The sequence below is a fragment of the Halobacillus faecis genome (assembly GCF_007991335.1).
Taxonomy (GTDB): domain Bacteria; phylum Bacillota; class Bacilli; order Bacillales; family Halobacillaceae; genus Halobacillus; species Halobacillus faecis.
On the sequence record NZ_BJYD01000003.1, the window covers coordinates 1 to 19,306 of the forward strand.

Sequence of the window (19,306 nt, forward strand, 5' to 3'; positions counted from 1 at the left end):
TTGGAGAATAAGATTAAAACCCCCATGCCTAGGTATTTAACACTGAAAGCTTAATACAGAGCGTTTTATGGGAAAATAAAAAAGAGAATAAAAAATAACCGCTTTAGGGCGGTTATTTTTTGTGGAAGAGGCGGTTCCAGGGGATCATTTTGACTTCTTCCATTCGGATTAAACGGAAAATGAATAACAGTACAATGTACAAAACAGTAAGTCCCATACCCATCGTCAACAACTGCGAAAGAGGTTTGCTCTCAAGAAGCCAGTTGTGTTTCCATTGAAACCCTACAATCCCGATCACGCCGATTACGAGACCGAATCTAATGAACATCTGTAATGGGAAGGTGATGACTTTATATTTCATAAGTACACCTAAATGAAGCAGGGTAACCACAACGACACCGACTACGATGGCAAGCGCCACTCCATGAATGCCGAATTCAGGACGAGAACTTAACCCGACTAAAACAATAAACTTGATGATAGCCCCAATCAGCGTGTTCCACATGGCCGGTCGGGCTAAATCTAAAGCCTGCAAGGTTGCTTGAAGAGGCGTCTGGATATAATGAAGTAGAAAGAATGGTGCCATGAACTGAAGCATGAAAGAGGCCTGGCTCGTCCCATACACCGTCGTAAGGATGACAGCCGGGAAGATCATGAACACAATCGTGATCAGCCCTCCGGACGCAATGGATAATCGGATTGACTGCATGATTCGGTAAGCAATAGTTTCGTTTTTACCTTGAGCTGCCGCTTCACTGATCGACGGAACAAGAGCAATAGACAGAGCATGAGTTAAAAAAGTCGGCAAAAAGAGCAGGGGCAGTACATAGCCCGTGAGCTCTCCATATTGTTTGGTAGATTCAATAGCCGTAATTCCTGCAATAGCCAGGCTTTGTGCGACGAGGATCGGTTCAAAGAAATACGTTAAGGAACCAATAAAGCGGCTTCCCGTCGTTGGAAGAGCGATTGTCATTAATTCATTAAGCGTCTTCTTGCCCTCATGGATATGCTTTTTCCACGATTTCCGCAAACGGAAGCTTTTGTGGATGTTGAATTGTCTCAACATATACATCAAAGAAACAAATTCACCTATCACTGCAGATACCATGGCTCCAGCGGCTGCATATTGGACGCCATAGGGATAAAGCATTTTAGTAAGGATCACGACTGAACCAATTCGGACGATTTGTTCAATAACTTGAGAGATCGCCTGTGGTTTCATGTTCTGTCTGCCCTGGAAATATCCTCGAATCACAGATGATATGGCGATAATAGGGATGATGGGAGTGACGGCTAGCAATGGGTACAAGGCTCTTGAATCTGTGAGAAAGTAGGTGGCTACTACTGGGGCTAAAAGAAAGAGTCCGATTGTGAACAAGATGCTTAACGAGCCCGTGATTGCAAGCGAAACTAATAAAATTCGCTTGATCTTACTTTCGTTCCGAGTCGCTTCTGCTTCTGACACTCTCTTTGATATGGCTACAGGAAGACCGAACTGTGTGATGGTAATGGCTAAAATCAAAGTAGGTAAAGCCATCATGTAAAGCCCCACACCTTCAGGTCCCATTACGCGGGCAACAACGATCCTATTAACGAAACCGAGTAAACGGGTGATCAGTCCAGCAGCAACCAGAATCAGTGCACCATGTAAAAAAGTTTGTTTTGACATATGATTGATCCGCCTTCTCAAAGAAATGAAATTCCGCTACAATGAAGTATATGCGTAAGGATGGACAAGGCATGACACCCGTTTACGAAAACCTTAGAGTGAGGAGTAACTTAATGGATCAGACAAAAGTGGTCACAAGCTGGAGAAATGAACTGAAAATAGTCTTGCAAAGCAAAGTAGAGGAGTTACACTTATTAGGTTATAAACGTGCGACCGAAGAAGAAGTGTGGGATTGTTTAATAAAGAAAGTTTGGAATGGCGAACCAGAAAAGAGGCTGCACCAAATGGTCCAGGATATCTTACACTTGCAGACACATACATACACGAGTTATCTGACTACAGAGGCCTATCAGAATGATGATCTTCTATCTTCCATTGAAGCACTGAAAGGAACTTCAGAATATGAATAAGGCATGAGATCTTTATGGTGATCAACGTAAAGTTTTTCCTATTGTTGCGAAAGTTTGAAAAAGTAGTAGAATAGGTACGGGGATTATCAAATATTGTCTATTATCATTTATACATATAGTCGATGGATCATCGCATGTGTTCGTACATAAAGGAGGAACAGGACAGTATGGTGAAACGAGGGCGGATAGTAGCCTTTTTTATCGTGGTTTTATTACTGGCTGCTACGATTGGGACGACCATAACAGGAGTTACAAAAGATATTAAGTTAGGATTGGATTTACAGGGTGGCTTTGAAATCTTATACGATGTGGAGCCGTTAGATGAGGACCAGGAAGTGAATGAACAAGTTCTCGAGGCTACGGCACGTTCATTGACAGAGCGTGTGGATACATTGGGTATCAGTGAAACGAACATCACCATTGAAGATGGGGGAAGAATTCGAGTACAGCTTGCTGGTGTGGAAGATCAGCAAACAGCAAGAGAACTGCTCTCGACAACTGCTGAACTTTCTTTCCGGGGCACGGATGGAAAGTTGTATATGGATGGTGCCGATCTGGTTGAAGGAAGTGCTCAGCAGTCTTATCATCCAGACACGAATGAACCCATCGTAACGCTGAAGGTTAAAAGTGCTTCCAAGTTTTATGATGTTTCAGAGGAAATTTATAACACTCCGAACGATCCAAACACACCATATCCGGATAATCTTTTAGTTATATGGTTGGATTATAATGAAGATACTTCCTTCGCTGAAGAGTGGGGGAAAGAAGACCCGGCTTATATTTCAGCACCAGGTTTTTCTGACGGGCCTGTTCGTAGCAATTCAGTTATGATCAGTGGAGATTTCACGCAGGAATCTGCCAAGCAATTAGCAGATATTCTGAACGCTGGATCCTTGCCGGTCAACCTTGAAGAAACCTACTCCACATCTGTGGGCGCTCAATTTGGTGAGCAAGCCATGAATAAAACGATCCTTGCAGGCTTTATCGGAATCGCAGCGATCTTCTTGTTCATGATTGCGTATTACCGTTTCCCTGGGATTATTGCAACACTTACATTGAGTGTTTACATCTACCTGATTCTCGTGGTCTTCGAATTGATGAATGGTGTCTTGACACTGCCAGGTATTGCCGCCTTGATTTTGGGTGTCGGTATGGCGGTAGACGCCAACATCATCACGTATGAACGAATTAAGGAAGAATTGAAATCAGGTAAATCTCTTCTCTCAGCCTATAAGGCAGGAAACAAACGTTCCTTAGCAACCATCCTCGATGCGAACATTACCACCTTGATTGCAGCCACTGTTCTATTCATTTTCGGAACAAGTTCAGTCAAAGGTTTTGCAACGATGTTGATTGTGAGTATTCTCGTCAGTTTCATAACAGCAGTTTATGGTACGCGATTATTCATGAGTTTATGGGTGAAGAGCCGCTTCTTGAATAAGCGACCGAAATGGTTTGGAGTAAAACCAGAGGATATCCATGATATTGCTGAAGGAGAAGAAGTAGAAGCGACCTTTATGAATCGGAAATTCGATTTCGTAGGGCTTCGGAAGCGATTCTTCACGATTTCTATTGTTCTCGTCATCGCGGGAATCTTAGCTCTTGCTTTCTTCCGCTTGAATTTGGGAATTGACTTTACAAGTGGTTCTAGAGTTTCCATTTTGTCTGATGGGAACATCACATCCGAACAAGTGGAACAAACCATGCAGGAAGAATTTGATGTCAATCCTAAACAGGTCATCATATCCGGGGACAACAGTGAAATTGCAGTCGCTCGTTTTGATGATGAACTGAGCAAAGATAAAATCGGTGAAATCCAAAGCTATTATGAAGAAGAGTTCGGTAACACACCGAACGTCAGCACTGTATCACCGATTGTTGGGCAAGAGCTTGCTAAAAATGCAGCCCTGGCTGTGTTATATGCATCAATCGGAATTATCATCTACGTGACGATCCGGTTTGAAATCTTCTTTGCTCTCACAGCCATTATCGCACTGCTACATGATGCCTTTTTCATTGTTGCATTCTTCAGTCTGACAAGATTGGAATTTGATATTACCATCATTGCAGCCATACTGACCATTGTCGGTTACTCGGTGAACGATACAATTGTCACGTTCGACCGGATTCGGGAAAACTTGAGGATGAAGAAGAAAGTCAAGTCCTTCAAGGAACTTGCTAAAGTTGTCAATGATAGCTTGATGCAGACGCTTGCTCGTAGTTTCAACACAGTCATTACTGTCATTTTTGCGGCTGTCATGTTGTTATTCTTCGGAGCATCATCCATTACAAACTTCTCGTTCGCTCTAGTCATCGGACTATTGGCAGGAACGTATTCGTCCCTGTTCATTGCGTCTCAACTTTGGCTCATATGGCGTGGCCGAAACATCAAAGATAATCCGATTAACTATGTGAAAAAGAAAAATACTGACGGCCCTCAAGTGTAAGGTTAGAGCGGCCGCATGCAAAGACCATCCTCCATGAGGATGGTCTTCTTTGGTTATTACAGACTCTTTCAGGGTATATGAACAATAGGAAGAAACCTTTATCTGCGAAGGAGTGTGTAAGTTATGAAAGGACAAAGCTATCTTATTTTGGCATTCGTTTTCGCCTTAGTGATTGCTATTTTTGCCGTCATCAACGTAGATCCTGTCCAGGTCAATTACTTGTTTGGGTCAGGGGAAGCACCACTGATTCTCGTCATTCTTATATCGGTTTTATTAGGTGGGTTAGCTACAGCATCTGCAGGAGCTTTACGTTATTACAGATTAAAGAAAGAAAATAGCAGGTTGAAATCAGAAGCCTCCTCCTCTGACAACTTCACAGAAGAAAATGGGAATGTGACAGAAGAAAAGGAAGCAGCTCCTGAAGAGGAAAGTTCTTCTTCGAAAGTCACATAATTGCGTTTGCTCCCCCTGGTTCCCTCTTGTATAATAGATGGGTCAGGGGTGAACTTATGATACAAAGCAAGATGAAATGGAAATTTACATATAGAAACTCGGAAGAAAGTTCGACAGGCCTTCCAGGTGTTACTCCGCTTACTCAGCAGCTTTTAGAAAAAAGAGGGGTGCATAGCGCGGAAGCAGCGGACCGGTTTTTAAACCCTTCGATTGATCAGCTTCACGATCCGATGCTCATGGAGGGGATGGATATTGCCGTGGCTCGTGTGAAGGAAGCCATCGCATCTGATCAGTCTATTCTTGTGTTTGGTGATTATGATGCGGACGGGGTTACCTCTACATCTGTCATGGTGGAAGCGCTCCGAAAAGCAGGAGCGGACTGCGACTTCTATATTCCGAACCGTTTTACAGAAGGGTATGGGCCAAATAAAGAAGCGTTTCAATTTGCCTATGACTCCGGTTATGCGCTGATCATAACGGTGGATACAGGTATTGCCGCTATAGAAGAGGCGTCATTCGCGAAAGATCTGGGTCTGGATTTGATTATTACAGATCACCACGAAGTCCAGGAGGTTCTTCCTGATGCCTATGCCATAATCCACCCTAAGACTTCAGCGGATTATCCATTCCAAGAATTAGCTGGTGTCGGTGTTGCATTTAAATTCGCACATGCTTTATTAGGACGGTTTCCAAAAGAGTTTCTTGACCTTGCTGTAATCGGTACAATTGCCGACCTTGTACCCCTGAAAGGGGAAAACAGGGTGCTTGCTTCCATTGGTCTACAGGCAATCTCCCACTCGTCCCGCCCTGGAATTCAGGCGTTGAGAAAAGTGTGCAACATTGAGGGGGATATGAATGAAGAGACGATCGGTTTTACAATCGGCCCCCGCCTCAATGCTGTAGGGCGATTGCAGGATGCAACACCAGCGGTCGATTTATTGCTTTCAGAGGATTTAGAAGAAGCTGCACAAATAGCAAGCTTTATTAACCAGTTGAACCAGGAAAGGCAGAAAATTGTTGCTGCCATTGCGAAAGAAGCCGAAGAAATGGTTTCCGTTGAAAATGGGGAAGCTGAGAATGTCATTGTGGTTGCTAAAGAGGGTTGGAACCCAGGCGTTCTTGGAATCGTCGCTTCCAAGCTCGTCCGCCAATTTGACCGCCCGGCGATTGTCCTGGCCATTGATGAAGAAAAAGGGGAAGCTAAAGGTTCAGCACGCAGTATAGATGCTTTTGACTTATTCTCCAACTGTATGGAAATACGACAACGGTTTATACACTTTGGTGGGCATGCTCAAGCGGCAGGGATGACATTGGCCCTTGATCAGATTGATGGTTTGCGAAGCGATTTAATTTCCTTAGCTGAGGAAAAGCTATCCGATGATGACTATCAACAAGTCCTTGATATTGAAACAACGGTTGAGCTGGAAGACATATCTCTGAAACAAATCGAGGAAGTGAACCAGCTCCGCCCATTTGGAATGGGGAACCCGAAACCTTTGTTTCATCTCAAGCACACCCCAAAAGAAGTACGGTTAATTGGCAGTAAGAAAAATCATCTGAAGTTCCAATTCCAAAGTCAGCAATCACGTTTAGATGGAATTGCATTTGGGATGGGAGATCTTTATCAGCAGATATCCCCCCAAGCGGCATTGGATGTTGTAGGAGAACTTGGTGTCAACGAATGGAACGGCCGAAAAAATTTGCAAGTGATGATCAAGGATCTCCGTGTGAAAGATTGGCAGTTATTTGATCACAGAGGCTCTAAGCATATAGAGAAAAATTTGATCATTCCGCCAAACCAAACGTTTGCAGCTGTCAGCTTTCAAGGAAAAGAAGAAGCACCATGCGATGTTCCCGTCCTCCAGGCAGAGGAAGTGGAGCATGGAGAATCCTATGATGGACTTCTGATTATCGACCTTCCAAAGCGTATGTCGGATATGACAGATCTTTTATCTAAACTGGAAACTCGTAAAGTCTTTGTCTGTTATCATATACAGGAGAGTACTTTTCTAAAAACATGGCCTTCGAGGGACCACTTCAAATGGTTTTATGGTATGCTATTGAAGCGTGGTCGGTTCAACCTTCATGAAGAAGCAGATTTACTTGCCAATCGTAAGGGATGGGACAAGTCCATGGTGGAATTTATTTCTGAGGTGTTTTTTGAACTCGACTTTGTTAAAATAAAAGACGGGATTATTACAGCAGAATCCGAACCTTCTCAAAAAGATTTACGCGAATCTTCGCTTTATCGTCAACGGGAAGAACAGCTGCAAATTGAACGTACCTTGTATTATTCCACATATAAAGAATTGAAGAGTTGGTTTGACCAATATATGAACCAGCGTTTTAAGCAAGTCAAGGAGGAAGTAACGAATGGATTATAAAGAGCATATTGCAATCGTTGAAGATTGGCCGAAAGAAGGTGTCCAATTTAAGGACATCACTCCATTGATGGACAATGGCCCGGCATTTAAAGCAGCGGTTGATGAAATTGTAGAATACGCAAAAGACAAAGAAATCGATATTGTAGTAGGACCGGAAGCACGTGGATTCATCGTCGGGTGCCCTGTCTCTTATGCATTGGAAATTGGCTTTGCACCTGTGCGTAAAGAAGGAAAGCTTCCACGCGAAACAATTAAAGTGGATTATGGTCTGGAATACGGAAAAGACGTATTGACGATTCATAAAGACGCAATTAAGCCAGGTCAACGAGTACTGATTGTCGACGACCTTCTTGCGACTGGTGGTACCATTGAAGCGACCATCGACCTTGTCGAGCAGTTGGGCGGGGAAGTAGCTGGGTGTGCGTTCCTGATCGAACTCACATACTTAGATGGCCGTAGCAAATTGGACGGACATGATGTCCTTACTTTAATGCAATATTAATGGAAAGAGTGCCCTTTTTAGGGGCGCTCTTTGTTTTACAATTGATCATCGGGCTTTTCCCTTTACAAGAAGAGTCCTTTTTTTGATAATGTTAATCAAATATATTTTGAAAGTTCTAAAGAAACTAGGGTGATTGAATGGCGAAAGATACAGTTCTAACTGCGGAAGAAGTCATAGAACAAGCGAGTCAGTATTTGAACGAGTCAGATCTGGCGTTTATTCGTCGTGCTTATGAATTTGCTGAAAAGGCCCATAGCAACCAGTTCCGAAAGTCGGGAGAACCTTACATCATCCATCCCATTCAAGTAGCAGGTATTCTTGTGAACTTAGAGATGGATCCTGAGACGATTGCAGGTGGTTTTCTTCATGATGTCGTTGAGGATACCGATGTATCGCTAAAAGAGATCGAAGAAGCCTTTAACGAAGAAGTTTCCATGCTGGTAGATGGTGTAACGAAATTAGGTAAGATCAAATATAAATCCAAAGAAGCTCAGCAGGCAGAGAACCATCGTAAAATGTTTGTGGCTATGGCAAAAGATATGCGCGTCATTTTAATTAAGCTTGCAGACAGGCTTCATAATATGCGTACCTTGAAGCATCTTCCAGCTGAAAAACAGCGCCGGATATCAAATGAAACGCTGGAGATCTTTGCACCTCTGGCTCATCGACTGGGTATTTCCACAATTAAATGGGAGCTGGAAGATACAGCCCTTCGGTATTTAAATCCTCAGCAATACTACAGGATTGTTCATTTGATGAAGCAGAAGAGGAATGAGCGGGAGCACTATATTGAGGAAGTCATTGAGGAGATTCGAGCTCAATTAAAAGAAGTCAACATTGATGCGGACTTATTTGGACGGCCGAAGCACCTGTACAGTATCTACCGGAAGATGGTTCTTCAAAATAAGCAGTTCAACGAAATTTATGACTTGTTAGCCGTTAGAATCACAGTCAACAGTATCAAAGATTGTTATGCCGTACTCGGGATCATACACACGTGTTGGAAACCGATGCCCGGTCGCTTTAAAGATTATATAGCCATGCCGAAGCCGAATTTATATCAATCGCTTCATACGACGGTGATCGGACCTAAAGGAGACCCTCTTGAGGTCCAAATCCGTACACACGAAATGCATGAAATTGCGGAATATGGAATTGCGGCACATTGGGCTTATAAAGAAGGAAAGCAGACGTCGGCAGAACAATCCTTTGAAGAGAAGCTTACATGGTTCCGTGAAATTCTAGAATGGCAAAGTGAAACACATGATGCCGAAGAGTTCATGGAATCCCTTAAAGTGGATTTGTTTTCAGATATGGTCTATGTTTTCACACCAAAAGGAGACGTGATCGAGCTTCCTTCTGGTTCAGTACCCGTGGATTTCGCCTATCGAATCCATACCGAAGTTGGAAATCAAACGATTGGTGCAAAAGTGAATGGCAAGATGGAACCTCTGGATTATGAATTGAAAACCGGAGACATTGTCGATATCATGACATCTAAACATGCCTATGGACCTTCCAAAGACTGGATAAAGCTTGCACAGACATCACAGGCGAAGAACAAGATCAAACAATTCTTCAAGAAACAGCAAAAAGATGAGAACATCTCTAAAGGGAAAGAACTTGTCGAGCGTGAAATTCGTAATTTTGGTATTCAACCGAAAGATGTGTACACGACAGATAACCTGAATCGTGTTTCTGATAAATTCAATTTTGCAAACGAAGAGGACATGTTTGCAGCTGTAGGCTATCAGGGAATTACAGCTGCTCAGATTGCTACTCGATTAACAGAGAAAATCAGGAAGCAGAAGCAGCAGGAACAAGACCTGGAACAGACGCTTGCTGATGTGAGTACAACTGAAATCAAAACGCCGGCTAAAACAGGTAAAAAAGATTCAGGAGTACGAGTGGAAGGGGTGGACAATCTCCTTGTCCGTCTATCCAAGTGTTGCAATCCAGTACCAGGAGATGAAATTGTCGGCTATATTACAAAAGGACGAGGAGTGTCTGTCCATAGAAGCGACTGCCCTAATGTCCATACCGAAGAAGCACAGACACGTCTGTTACCTGTTAAATGGGAGACATCCGTCACAGATTCCAAGCAGTATCATGTAGATCTTGAAATTTGGGGATATGATCGACGCGGTCTTCTCAATGAAGTACTTCAAGCGGTCAATGAAACGAAGACGAACATTACCGCAGTATCAGGAAAGTCAGATCGAAACAAAATGGCGACCATTCATATTACTATCTTGATACAGAATACGAGCCATTTACGTAAGATTGTTGAACGAATCAAGCAAATTCAGGAAGTGTACACGGTTCGTCGTGTTATGCAATAGAAGGTAAAGGGGAATCTACGATGAAAGCAGTGGTTCAAAGAGCCGTAAACGCCTCTGTCACCGTTGAGAAAGAGTCCGTAGGTACCATTGACCAGGGCCTTGTCGTATTATTAGGTGTCACCAATGAGGATACGGAAGAAGATGCACGTTATTTAGCCAAAAAGATTCCATATTTGCGGATTTTCGAAGATCAAGATGGGAAAATGAATCATTCACTTGTTGATTTAGGGGGACAGATGTTGTCTATTTCCCAATTCACTTTATATGGCGACTGCCGTAAAGGGCGCCGTCCAAACTTCATGCAGGCAGCAAAGCCTGACCAAGCTGAACAGTTGTATGAATCCTTTAATCAGATGGTAGAGCATGAAGGTGTTAAAGTGGAAACCGGCCAATTTGGAGCTATGATGGACGTTCAACTGACGAATTCAGGACCTGTGACATTAATCATTGACAGTAAAGAACGATAATAAAAAGCTGTACTCAACTCGAGTACAGCTTTTTTTAATTCGTATGATAAAGGTTCCTTGAACAATTATTGCTAGTTGAAGTAATGGATTAAACCTTCTGTGATTCCTTGACTGGCCTTCGTCTGATAGGAACGCGTTTTTACGGTTTGTTCTTCCCTTGCATCAGATAGGAAGCCAAGTTCTAATAGGACCGACGGCTTATTATTTTCCCTGATGACATGGAAGTTGCCTTTTTTCGTTCCCCGATCCCTCAATCCTGTGTGTGCAACGATTGAAGCCTGTAAGGAATCTGCCAGTGCCTTGTCTTTAGAGGAGTAATAGTAACTATTAAGTCCACTGGCAATGACATTCACTGGTGCTGCATTGTAATGCAGACTGATGAAAGCATCGGCATTGGATCGGTTCGAATGGAACGAACGGATGGAAAGGGAGATGTACTCATCATTCGTCCTCGTCATCAGCACTTTAGCCCCATTGCTTTCAAGTTGACTTTTAAGTATAAAAGCCGTATCCAGCGTCAGTGTCTTTTCGTAGCTTCCACTTCTTCCAACTGCTCCGGGGTCACGTCCACCGTGTCCAGCATCAATCATGATGGTTTTCCCTTTAAGGGAGTTTGAAGTTTTCGGGGCCGTGGAGACACTTTCATGATTAACCTCTTCTACAATCCATCCAGCCACATAAGCTGTTTTACTGTTATATGAGATTTTGTACCATTGCCCCTCCTTGCTAATGATTTCAAATCGGTCACCCTTGTTGCCGCGGCCGACAATTTTGTAATTAGTCGATGGGCCTGATCTTAAGTTCGTGCCGTTATAGCTTAAAGATACATAGGTATTTTTTGAAGTAGGGGTGTTTGTTTGGTTATTGTCTGTTTCATTTACAAGCCAACCGGCTACCCAACCTGTCTTTCCGCTGCTGTATTTAATTTGATACCAGCGGTCTTTCTTCGCTATGTATTCATAGGTTTCACCTTTACGTATTGTGGTAAGGATTCGACCTCTAGTAGAGTTATCACTTCTGACATTAAGAACGGCTGTTCCAACTTTCACAGTTCCCTTGACAGTTGATGACTGATCCTCATCTGCTTCCTTTTCTTTTGGAGGTTCATGAGTTTCTCTATTGTCTTTTGTCAGATAGTCCCCATGCACCCAGCCTTTCGTATTACCTTTTTGTACATAAACCCATTTCCCGTCTTTTTTCTTTGGCTCTACGACATCGCCTTTCATCAAGTAGCCTTCAATTTTTCCATCTAAATTCGGTGCGGATCGAATTCTTAGATAATCATACTTGGAAGAATAGCTTCCGCTTGTGGCTTGTTCCGCTTTTACTTTTGTCAGCCATTTGGCGACCCATCCGTCCTTACCGCTTCGCTTAATCTTGAGCCAATTGTCTTTCTCTTCTAAGATTGTGTACGTTTCCCCTGTATGGACTTTTCCAATACGGTCGTAATCTGTTCCAGGTCCGTTCCTTACATTCAAGTGATCGACCTGGATGACCGCTTTGTCTGCATACACGGAAGGAGTTTCATAAAAGCTAAGAACTCCTAGAATAAAAATGAAGAAAATAATTCCTTTTTTCAAAAAATATTCCACCTCCTCTATAGTCTCCTTTCACTATTCGACAAATGCGACCAATTTCCTGCTCCATTGAAAAAAGATTGATCTCATTTATTTGTGGTCATAAACTTGACATAGGGTGAACGGAGATTATATGATTATAATCAATTCTAAAATGATTCGAACAAAACCATTGAGGAAAAAAGTAGTCAGTTTCCATGCGGACAGAGAACGAATGCCTTAGGCTGAAAGCATTCGATCGTTATATTCTGATGAAAGACGTTTCTTAGGTTCTACATCGAAATGACAGTAGGTGTAGACGTACACAGGCGTTAACTGTTTTGAGTGGAGGCTCTAACAGCCTCAAATCAGGGTGGCAACGCGGGTAATCCCGTCCCTTTTTCGCAAGCGCGGAAAAGGGACGGGATTTTTTTGTGGTAAAAAATGGTTTATTCGTTAGGAGGAGTTATAAATGAGTATGAATGCCCCTCGTGGTACGCAGGATATTCTGCCTGGTACATCTGAAAAATGGCAGTATGTAGAAGAACAATTAGCTGACCTATGCCGTCGCTATCATTATAAAGAAATCAGAACACCGATTTTTGAACATACCGAGCTTTTCCAACGTGGTGTCGGGGATAGCACAGACATCGTCCAAAAAGAAATGTACACGTTTGAGGATCGAGGAGGAAGAAGCATCACCTTAAGACCTGAGGGAACAGCTTCTGTCGTTCGTTCATATGTACAGAATAAAGTCTATGGTTTACCGAACCAGCCGACCAAATACTTCTACATGGGCCCTATGTTCCGATATGAGCGACCTCAACAAGGAAGAATGAGGCAGTTTGTGCAGTTTGGTATCGAAGCCTTAGGCAGTGACGATCCAGCTATTGATGCAGAGGTACTTTCACTTGCTTTAAACTCTTACAGAGAACTAGGGCTGCAATCATTGAAACTAGTGGTGAACAGCCTTGGTGACCAGGAAAGCAGGGAAGCACACCGAGCAGCTTTGGTCCGTCACTTTGATCCACACCGTGAGGAACTTTGTGCAGATTGTCAAGTGCGACTCGATCAAAATCCACTGAGAGTTCTGGACTGTAAGAAAGACCGTGAACATCCGGCAATGGAAACAGCTCCTTCCATTCTTGAATACTTGAATGATTATTCCAAGGATTACTTTGAACAAGTCCAACAGTATTTGGATGTGATGGACATCGATTATGTTGTTGATCCAAATCTCGTTCGCGGACTTGATTACTACAACCACACCGCTTTTGAAATCATGAGTGAAGCAGAAGGCTTCGGCGCCATTACTACACTGAGCGGCGGTGGTCGTTATACAGGGTTAGTTCAAGAAGTAGGCGGTCCTGAAACATCTGGAATCGGCTTTGCCATGAGTATTGAGCGCTTGTTGATGGCTTTAGAAGCAGAAAATGTAGAACTTCCTACGGATGAGGGATTAGATGTATTTTTTGTTTCTTTGGGCGATGAGGCGAATCGTACAGCTGTGAAGGTAACAGACGAATTACGCCGTGCTGGTATTCAAGTCGACAAGGATTACTTAGGTAAGAAAATGAAAGCTCAGTTTAAAGCGGCTGATCGTCTTGGCAGTAAATTTGTACTTGTCCTTGGTGATCAGGAACTTGAAAATGGGGTCATTAATGTTAAAAACATGGCATCAGGCGAGCAGCAAGAGGTAGCTCTTGATCGCATCATCGAGCATATGAAGAATGAACTGACAGGAGGCAAATAAGATGGAACGAACGAAATGTGGATCTTTACGCAGAGACCATCTGGAACAAGAAGTCACTCTTAAAGGATGGGTACAAAAACGACGTGATCTAGGTGGTTTGATTTTTATCGATTTGAGAGATCGTTCAGGCTTAGTACAGGTTGTTTTCAATCCAGAGACTTCCGGAGAAGCGTTAGAAAAGGCTGAGAATGTCCGCAGCGAATATGTCCTTGAGGTGAAAGGGACTGTAGTTGCCCGTGACGACCAAACCGTAAATAGCAACCTGGGTACAGGAGAGATTGAAGTAGCTGCAAAAGAGTTGACGATCCTTAACAAAGCAAAGACACCACCGTTTATGATTGAGGATCAATCGGAGGTATCTGAAGATCTTCGTCTTAAATACCGTTATCTGGATTTGAGAAGAAAAGAAATGCAGGAGACGTTCAAAATGCGTCACCAAACGACCCAGTCGATTCGTAATTTCTTGAATGAAGAAGAATTTCTTGATATGGAAACACCGATGTTGACGAAGAGCACACCAGAAGGAGCGCGTGACTATCTCGTCCCAAGCCGTGTTCATGAAGGTGAATTCTATGCATTGCCTCAATCTCCGCAGCTCTTCAAACAGTTGTTGATGATGTCAGGGTTTGAGAAGTATTACCAAATTGTGCGTTGTTTCCGTGATGAAGACTTGCGAGCAGACCGACAGCCTGAGTTTACACAAGTCGATGTTGAAACGTCCTTCATGACGAAAGAAGAGATCATGACGATGACCGAACGTATGATGAAACGCGTTATGAAAGAAGTCAAAGGGCAGGAAATTGAAACACCTTTCCTACGTATGCCGTATGATGAAGCGATGGAACGGTACGGATCTGACAAGCCTGATACCCGTTTCGGTCTTGAATTGGTGAATCTTTCAGAAGATGTGAAGGATTCCGGTTTTAAAGTCTTTAGTGGTGCGGTTGCTTCCGGCGGGCAAGTAAGTGCCATCAATGTGGAAGGGAAGGCAGATGAATTCTCCCGTAAAGACATCGATAAAATGACGGAGGATGTCAAAGTTTATGGAGCCAAAGGATTGGCATGGCTGAAAGTGAAAAACGGGGAATTCAACGGGCCGATTGCCAAATTCTTCTCTGAAGAAGAAGCCGCATCGATCAAAGAAAAGATGGCTGCAAAAGACGGAGACCTTCTTCTCTTTGTAGCAGATCAGACCTCCGTTGTTCATGACAGTTTAGGAGCTTTAAGACAAAAGCTTGCTCGTCGTTTAGACCTGATTGATGAGACCAAGTTTAACTTCCTTTGGGTTACAGACTGGCCGCTATTTGAGTATGATGAAGATGAAGGTCGATATCATGCAGCCCATCACCCGTTCACGATGCCTGCGGGGGGTCATATGGAAGAGCTTAAGAAGAATCCGAAAGACGTCCGTGCAGAAGCCTACGATATCGTCCTCAATGGTTACGAACTGGGTGGAGGTTCGTTGCGTATTTTCGAAAAAGATATGCAGCAGGAAATGTTCGAAGTGCTTGGCTTCAGCCAGGAAGAAGCGAATGAACAGTTCGGCTTCCTCCTTGAAGCACTAGAATATGGTACCCCGCCACATGGCGGAATTGCCTTTGGACTGGACAGGCTCGTCATGCTTTTAGCCGGCCGGACGAACTTGCGTGACACGATCTTGTTCCCGAAAACAGCATCAGCTCAAGATCCAATGACAAACGCTCCGGGACCTGTTAGTGAATCACAGTTGGATGAACTGCACCTACAGTTAAAACCATCTAGTCAGTCTGACTCAGGTGAATAATGTTGTCGGTTAATTGTTGATTCTGTTTTGGTTATATGCTAAGATTACATTACAAACTTAAAGAGACCAATCCTGATGTGTACGTTGTTCGAATGTACGTTTTGACCGAACATTTTTGAAACGGGAGCCTGGTGTTTTCATATGGAATGCATGCCTCATAACCATCACTGATGGGAGGACGCAAGAAATGTGGAACAGGGCACCCACCTGCCTAGAGCGGGTTCAAAACTCATGATACGACGGCACAATTGGGATTGGTCTTTTTAATTCCTATATTAAATAAGACTCAATAGAATACATAAAAAAAGCGTTTCCCGTGTAGGGAAACGCTTTTTTACATTAGCGTGCAAGGTTTTCAAGATTTCCGTTTTTCTCCATACGAAATTGAGGTTTGTAAGCATGATCAGAATCATCAAACATGACCATTTTTCTAGCACGATCCATAATCTGAATTAAGGCTTGGTAATCTTCAGTCATGGCTTCAAGCTGTCCATTTAATTGTTGATTCTGTTCCATTAATTCTTGATTCTGACGCTCTAGTTCTGAGAGACGGTTTTGAAGAGAACCCGATTGTTTGCTTTCTTGGTTAAGGTTTGTCAAGAATGCAATCACGTCTTCTAAACCAAGCTCCTGATGAGTCTGTTTCTCCTCATGGATTTCCGAAGTAGCGGGCTCTGGTAGGAGGTAGTCTTCTTCTTGTATTTCTGCTTGATACACAACAGGAGCCTGAGGTCTTTGATAGACGGGTTGCTGCTTCGCTTCTTTCCTTTTCTTCTCTTTTCGCTGCTTCTTCGCAAGCTCAACGGCCTGCTCATATTTTTGCCGGACTTCTGCATTCCACCTAAAGCCGCAGGCAGCTGAAGTACGGTTCAAAATATCACCGACTTCATCAAAAGCTTTCAATTGTGTGCTTCCTTCCCTTATATGTCTCAGAACGGTTTCAGCTAATAAAAGATCATCTTCATGAGACCAGGCATCTTGTCTTACTTTAGGCATATTCACCACTCCTAATTTTATCTTTAAAGATAATAGTTTGTCAGATTTAGTAGTAGTGTAGCCAATAAGATGTGGAAATATACTCAAGTAGACTTTTGCTTTTTGATTTTGCTATAAACCTGTTCAAGAGCTTGTTCGAATTTCCCCGTCCGTTTCGGTTCATAGTATTGACGTGTACGAATGAGGTCAGGAAGGTATTGCTGGTCCACCCATGCATTCTCATAATTATGAGGATACTTGTAATCGAGCCCTCTTCCTAGTTTTTCTGCTCCTTTGTAATGAGAGTCTTTCAGATGTTGAGGAACTTCTCCGCTTTTCCCATTCCTTATATCAGACAGAGCAGCATCAAGTGCTTTGTAAGCACTGTTGGATTTCGGAGAGAGGGCAAGTTCTGTCACAGCCACCGCTAATGGGATACGTGCTTCAGGGAATCCAATTCTTTCTGCTGCTTCCACGGCGGACAGGGCTCTAGGGCCTGCTTGGGGGTTAGCTAGACCAATATCTTCGTATGCAATGACTACTAATCTTCTAGCAATACTATCAAGGTCCCCAGCCTCAATTAACCGGCCCAAATAATGAAGGGAAGCGTCGACATCACTGCCGCGAATCGATTTTTGAAACGCTGAGAGGACATCATAGTGAGCATCTCCATCTTTATCATGTGAGAAACTTTTCTTCTGCATACATTCTTCGGCAACCTCTAAGTTGATCTGTACACGCCCATTTTCATCGGGAGGTGTAGAAAAAGCGGCTAGCTCCAACCCATTCAAAGCGGCGCGCAGGTCGCCATTAGAAGATTGAGCAAAATGGTCAAGAGCCTCATCCGTGATTTGGATGCTCATGTGACCCAGTCCCTTATCCTGATCTTCCAATGCTCTGGAAATGGCCTGTTTGACGTGAGAGCTATCTAATCGAAATAGCTCAAATAAATGGCATCGGCTTCGAATCGCGGGATTGATGGAATGGTAGGGATTACTTGTTGTACAACCGATCATGGTCAAACGGTTGCTTTCCAGGTGAGGAAGAAGGAAGTCCTGCTTTGCTTTATCCAGGCGGTGGACTTCATCAAGGATTAACACAAGCTGCCCGTGCATTTTTGCTTCTTCAACGGCAATTTCCATGTCTTTCTTCTTATCTGTGACCGCATTCAACGTCTTATGAGGGATATTCAGACTTTTGGCAAGGGCCGTCGCCATCGAAGTTTTGCCTGTACCTGGTGGTCCGAATAAAATCATCGATGCCAAGCGTTCAGCCTTGATCATACGGTTGATGGTTTTTCCTTCGGCGACGAGGTGGGACTGTCCGATAATTTCATCTATATTAGCTGGTCGCAATCGAAAAGCAAGTGGTTGCTGACTCATAGAACATTCTCCTTTTGACAGTTATGAATGTAAGCGTAGAATGATTCTTAGGAAAATGCAAGGGACTTGCCATTCATGCTATAATAGCGTTTGGTATAATAGAGAGAGGAAGATGACCATGACTCATTTACAAAGGAAAAAGCGCGAAAACTTCATTCGCTGGAGCTTTTTCTTTATTGGTTTAGTCATCCTGGGCCTCGGTATTTCAATGACGATGCAGGTGAAAGAGTTTGGAATTGGACCATGGGATGTGTTTCATTATGGGTTGTTTCTACAACTTGGACTCACCGTTGGAACCTGGTCGATTATCGCAGGATTGCTGATTGTTCTAACCAGTTCGGTTTTACAAAAGAAGTGGCCGCAGGTTGGGACAATCTTAAATATGGTCCTCATCGGTGTTTTTATTGATTTCTTTAATTGGCTATTGCCAGAACCTGAAACATTGATTATGCAATTGTTTATTTTTATATCAGGAACGTTTGTCATTGCTCTAGGAATTGGTGTGTATGTGGCACCTGAAATTGGAGCAGGACCACGAGATAGTCTCATGTTATTGATTACAAAGGCAACAGGATGGAAAGTGTCGAGTGTTAGAAATGGAATTGAAATCATCGTAGCCGTTTTAGGCTTTGCCCTTGGAGGCCCTGTAGGAGCAGGAACAGTATTTATCGCTCTGTTTCTAGGTACATTCGTTGGATATACCTTACCTCAGGCGAAAACATGGCTACAGTTTTTAATAATGAAGGGTGACATGTATGAAGATATCTACCAAAGGCCGTTACGGGCTAACCATCATGATTGAACTGGCAAGGAAATATGGAGACGGTCCTATTTCCTTGAAACAGATTGCCAGGGACAATGATTTGTCTGAACATTACCTGGAGCAACTGATTGCTCCATTGCGAAATGCAAGTCTAGTGAAAAGCGTGCGGGGAGCCTATGGTGGCTACATGCTGACAAAAGCTCCTCATGAGATTACAGCAGGAGATGTGATCCGTGTATTAGAGGGACCAATCACCCCTGTTGAAGGTATTGAAAATGAAGAGCCTGCCAAGCAAGCGTTGTGGAAGAGAGTCAGAGATGCGGTGAAAGATGTCCTTGATACCACGACACTTGAAGACTTGAAAGATCATGTCGATGATCAGACTCAGGATGCTTATATGTTTTATATTTAATGGTTGGA

The 19,306-nt window shown here is 43.3% G+C and carries 15 protein-coding genes, 1 other RNA gene and 1 other annotated feature; of the genes, 12 read left to right on the forward strand and 4 right to left on the reverse strand.

Annotation, left to right across the window (positions count from 1 at the left end; translation table 11 throughout):
• Window positions 1–112 precede the first annotated feature (112 nt).
• A complete protein-coding gene (gene spoVB / locus HFA01_RS01055; RefSeq protein ID WP_146812745.1) occupies window positions 113–1,669 on the reverse strand; it encodes a stage V sporulation protein B in 1,557 nt (518 codons plus the stop codon).
• A gap of 113 nt (window positions 1,670–1,782) precedes the next feature.
• Between spoVB and HFA01_RS01060 the strand changes: the two genes are divergently transcribed.
• From HFA01_RS01060 to dtd, 7 genes are all read left to right on the forward strand, one after another.
• Window positions 1,783–2,079 (forward strand): post-transcriptional regulator, encoded by a 297-nt coding sequence (locus HFA01_RS01060; RefSeq protein WP_146812746.1) that lies wholly within the window; start codon window positions 1,783–1,785, stop codon window positions 2,077–2,079.
• Between the two features lie 167 nt (window positions 2,080–2,246).
• A complete protein-coding gene (secDF, locus tag HFA01_RS01065) occupies window positions 2,247–4,526 on the forward strand; it encodes a protein translocase subunit SecDF (protein WP_146812747.1) in 2,280 nt (759 codons plus the stop codon).
• A 123-nt stretch (window positions 4,527–4,649) separates the two neighbouring features.
• The gene (locus tag HFA01_RS01070; RefSeq protein WP_146812748.1) at window positions 4,650–4,979 is read left to right on the forward strand and encodes a LapA family protein; all 330 of its coding nucleotides are present in this window, start codon (window positions 4,650–4,652) and stop codon (window positions 4,977–4,979) included.
• 56 nt (window positions 4,980–5,035) lie between these two features.
• Window positions 5,036–7,363 carry a single-stranded-DNA-specific exonuclease RecJ gene (recJ, locus tag HFA01_RS01075; RefSeq protein ID WP_146812749.1) on the forward strand — a complete coding sequence of 776 codons (2,328 nt, stop codon included), beginning with the start codon at window positions 5,036–5,038 and terminating at the stop codon, window positions 7,361–7,363.
• A complete protein-coding gene (locus HFA01_RS01080; protein WP_146812750.1) occupies window positions 7,353–7,865 on the forward strand; it encodes an adenine phosphoribosyltransferase in 513 nt (170 codons plus the stop codon). Before recJ ends, HFA01_RS01080 begins: the two co-directional genes overlap by 11 nt.
• A gap of 137 nt (window positions 7,866–8,002) precedes the next feature.
• Window positions 8,003–10,207, forward strand: a complete 2,205-nt coding sequence (locus HFA01_RS01085) for a RelA/SpoT family protein (RefSeq protein ID WP_146812751.1) — start codon at window positions 8,003–8,005, stop codon at window positions 10,205–10,207.
• Window positions 10,208–10,227: 20 nt separating this feature from the next.
• On the forward strand, window positions 10,228–10,674 hold the full coding sequence (dtd, locus tag HFA01_RS01090) for a D-aminoacyl-tRNA deacylase (protein ID WP_146812752.1): 447 nt from the start codon (window positions 10,228–10,230) through the stop codon (window positions 10,672–10,674).
• Between the two features lie 71 nt (window positions 10,675–10,745).
• Here the strand turns inward: dtd and HFA01_RS01095 are convergent, their stop codons facing one another.
• Window positions 10,746–12,254 (reverse strand): N-acetylmuramoyl-L-alanine amidase family protein, encoded by a 1,509-nt coding sequence (locus HFA01_RS01095; protein ID WP_146812753.1) that lies wholly within the window; start codon window positions 12,252–12,254, stop codon window positions 10,746–10,748.
• Window positions 12,255–12,414: 160 nt separating this feature from the next.
• Window positions 12,415–12,632 (forward strand) — a binding site (T-box leader).
• Window positions 12,633–12,702: 70 nt separating this feature from the next.
• Here HFA01_RS01095 and hisS point away from each other — a divergent pair.
• The 3 genes from hisS (at window position 12,703) to ssrS (ending at window position 16,025) form a co-directional block, all read left to right on the forward strand.
• Window positions 12,703–13,983 (forward strand): histidine--tRNA ligase, encoded by a 1,281-nt coding sequence (hisS, locus tag HFA01_RS01100; protein ID WP_146812754.1) that lies wholly within the window; start codon window positions 12,703–12,705, stop codon window positions 13,981–13,983.
• 1 nt (window position 13,984) lies between these two features.
• Window positions 13,985–15,766, forward strand: coding sequence for an aspartate--tRNA ligase (aspS, locus tag HFA01_RS01105; protein WP_146812755.1), 1,782 nt, complete (start codon window positions 13,985–13,987; stop codon window positions 15,764–15,766).
• A 66-nt stretch (window positions 15,767–15,832) separates the two neighbouring features.
• Window positions 15,833–16,025, forward strand: a non-coding RNA gene (gene ssrS / locus HFA01_RS01110) — 6S RNA.
• Between the two features lie 80 nt (window positions 16,026–16,105).
• Here the strand turns inward: ssrS and HFA01_RS01115 are convergent.
• Together HFA01_RS01115 and HFA01_RS01120 are read right to left on the reverse strand one after the other, a co-directional pair.
• Window positions 16,106–16,762: an RsfA family transcriptional regulator gene (locus tag HFA01_RS01115; protein WP_146812756.1), complete on the reverse strand. Its 657-nt coding sequence runs from the start codon at window positions 16,760–16,762 to the stop codon at window positions 16,106–16,108.
• A gap of 83 nt (window positions 16,763–16,845) precedes the next feature.
• Window positions 16,846–18,123 (reverse strand): replication-associated recombination protein A, encoded by a 1,278-nt coding sequence (locus HFA01_RS01120; protein ID WP_146812757.1) that lies wholly within the window; start codon window positions 18,121–18,123, stop codon window positions 16,846–16,848.
• Between the two features lie 112 nt (window positions 18,124–18,235).
• Here HFA01_RS01120 and HFA01_RS01125 point away from each other — a divergent pair, with 112 nt between their 5' ends.
• Window positions 18,236–18,925, forward strand: a complete 690-nt coding sequence (locus HFA01_RS01125; RefSeq protein ID WP_174787797.1) for a YczE/YyaS/YitT family protein — start codon at window positions 18,236–18,238, stop codon at window positions 18,923–18,925.
• Window positions 18,879–19,298, forward strand: coding sequence for a cysteine metabolism transcriptional regulator CymR (gene cymR / locus HFA01_RS01130; RefSeq protein ID WP_146812759.1), 420 nt, complete (start codon window positions 18,879–18,881; stop codon window positions 19,296–19,298). The genes HFA01_RS01125 and cymR overlap by 47 nt, the downstream gene beginning before the upstream one ends.
• Window positions 19,299–19,306: the final 8 nt, after the last annotated feature.

Bases quoted from the DNA above. Each gene is read 5' to 3' on its own strand.
- aspS (WP_146812755.1), top strand. From the start codon at position 13,985: ATGGAACGAACGAAATGTGGATCTTTACGCAGAGACCATCTGGAACAA.
- cymR (WP_146812759.1), top strand. From the start codon at position 18,879: ATGAAGATATCTACCAAAGGCCGTTACGGGCTAACCATCATGATTGAA.
- spoVB (WP_146812745.1), bottom strand. From the start codon at position 1,669: ATGTCAAAACAAACTTTTTTACATGGTGCACTGATTCTGGTTGCTGCT.
- HFA01_RS01085 (WP_146812751.1), top strand. From the start codon at position 8,003: ATGGCGAAAGATACAGTTCTAACTGCGGAAGAAGTCATAGAACAAGCG.
- HFA01_RS01120 (WP_146812757.1), bottom strand. From the start codon at position 18,123: ATGAGTCAGCAACCACTTGCTTTTCGATTGCGACCAGCTAATATAGAT.
- hisS (WP_146812754.1), top strand. From the start codon at position 12,703: ATGAGTATGAATGCCCCTCGTGGTACGCAGGATATTCTGCCTGGTACA.
- HFA01_RS01115 (WP_146812756.1), bottom strand. From the start codon at position 16,762: ATGCCTAAAGTAAGACAAGATGCCTGGTCTCATGAAGATGATCTTTTA.
- recJ (WP_146812749.1), top strand. From the start codon at position 5,036: ATGATACAAAGCAAGATGAAATGGAAATTTACATATAGAAACTCGGAA.
- HFA01_RS01125 (WP_174787797.1), top strand. From the start codon at position 18,236: ATGACCATGACTCATTTACAAAGGAAAAAGCGCGAAAACTTCATTCGC.
- dtd (WP_146812752.1), top strand. From the start codon at position 10,228: ATGAAAGCAGTGGTTCAAAGAGCCGTAAACGCCTCTGTCACCGTTGAG.
- HFA01_RS01060 (WP_146812746.1), top strand. From the start codon at position 1,783: ATGGATCAGACAAAAGTGGTCACAAGCTGGAGAAATGAACTGAAAATA.
- secDF (WP_146812747.1), top strand. From the start codon at position 2,247: ATGGTGAAACGAGGGCGGATAGTAGCCTTTTTTATCGTGGTTTTATTA.
- HFA01_RS01070 (WP_146812748.1), top strand. From the start codon at position 4,650: ATGAAAGGACAAAGCTATCTTATTTTGGCATTCGTTTTCGCCTTAGTG.
- HFA01_RS01080 (WP_146812750.1), top strand. From the start codon at position 7,353: ATGGATTATAAAGAGCATATTGCAATCGTTGAAGATTGGCCGAAAGAA.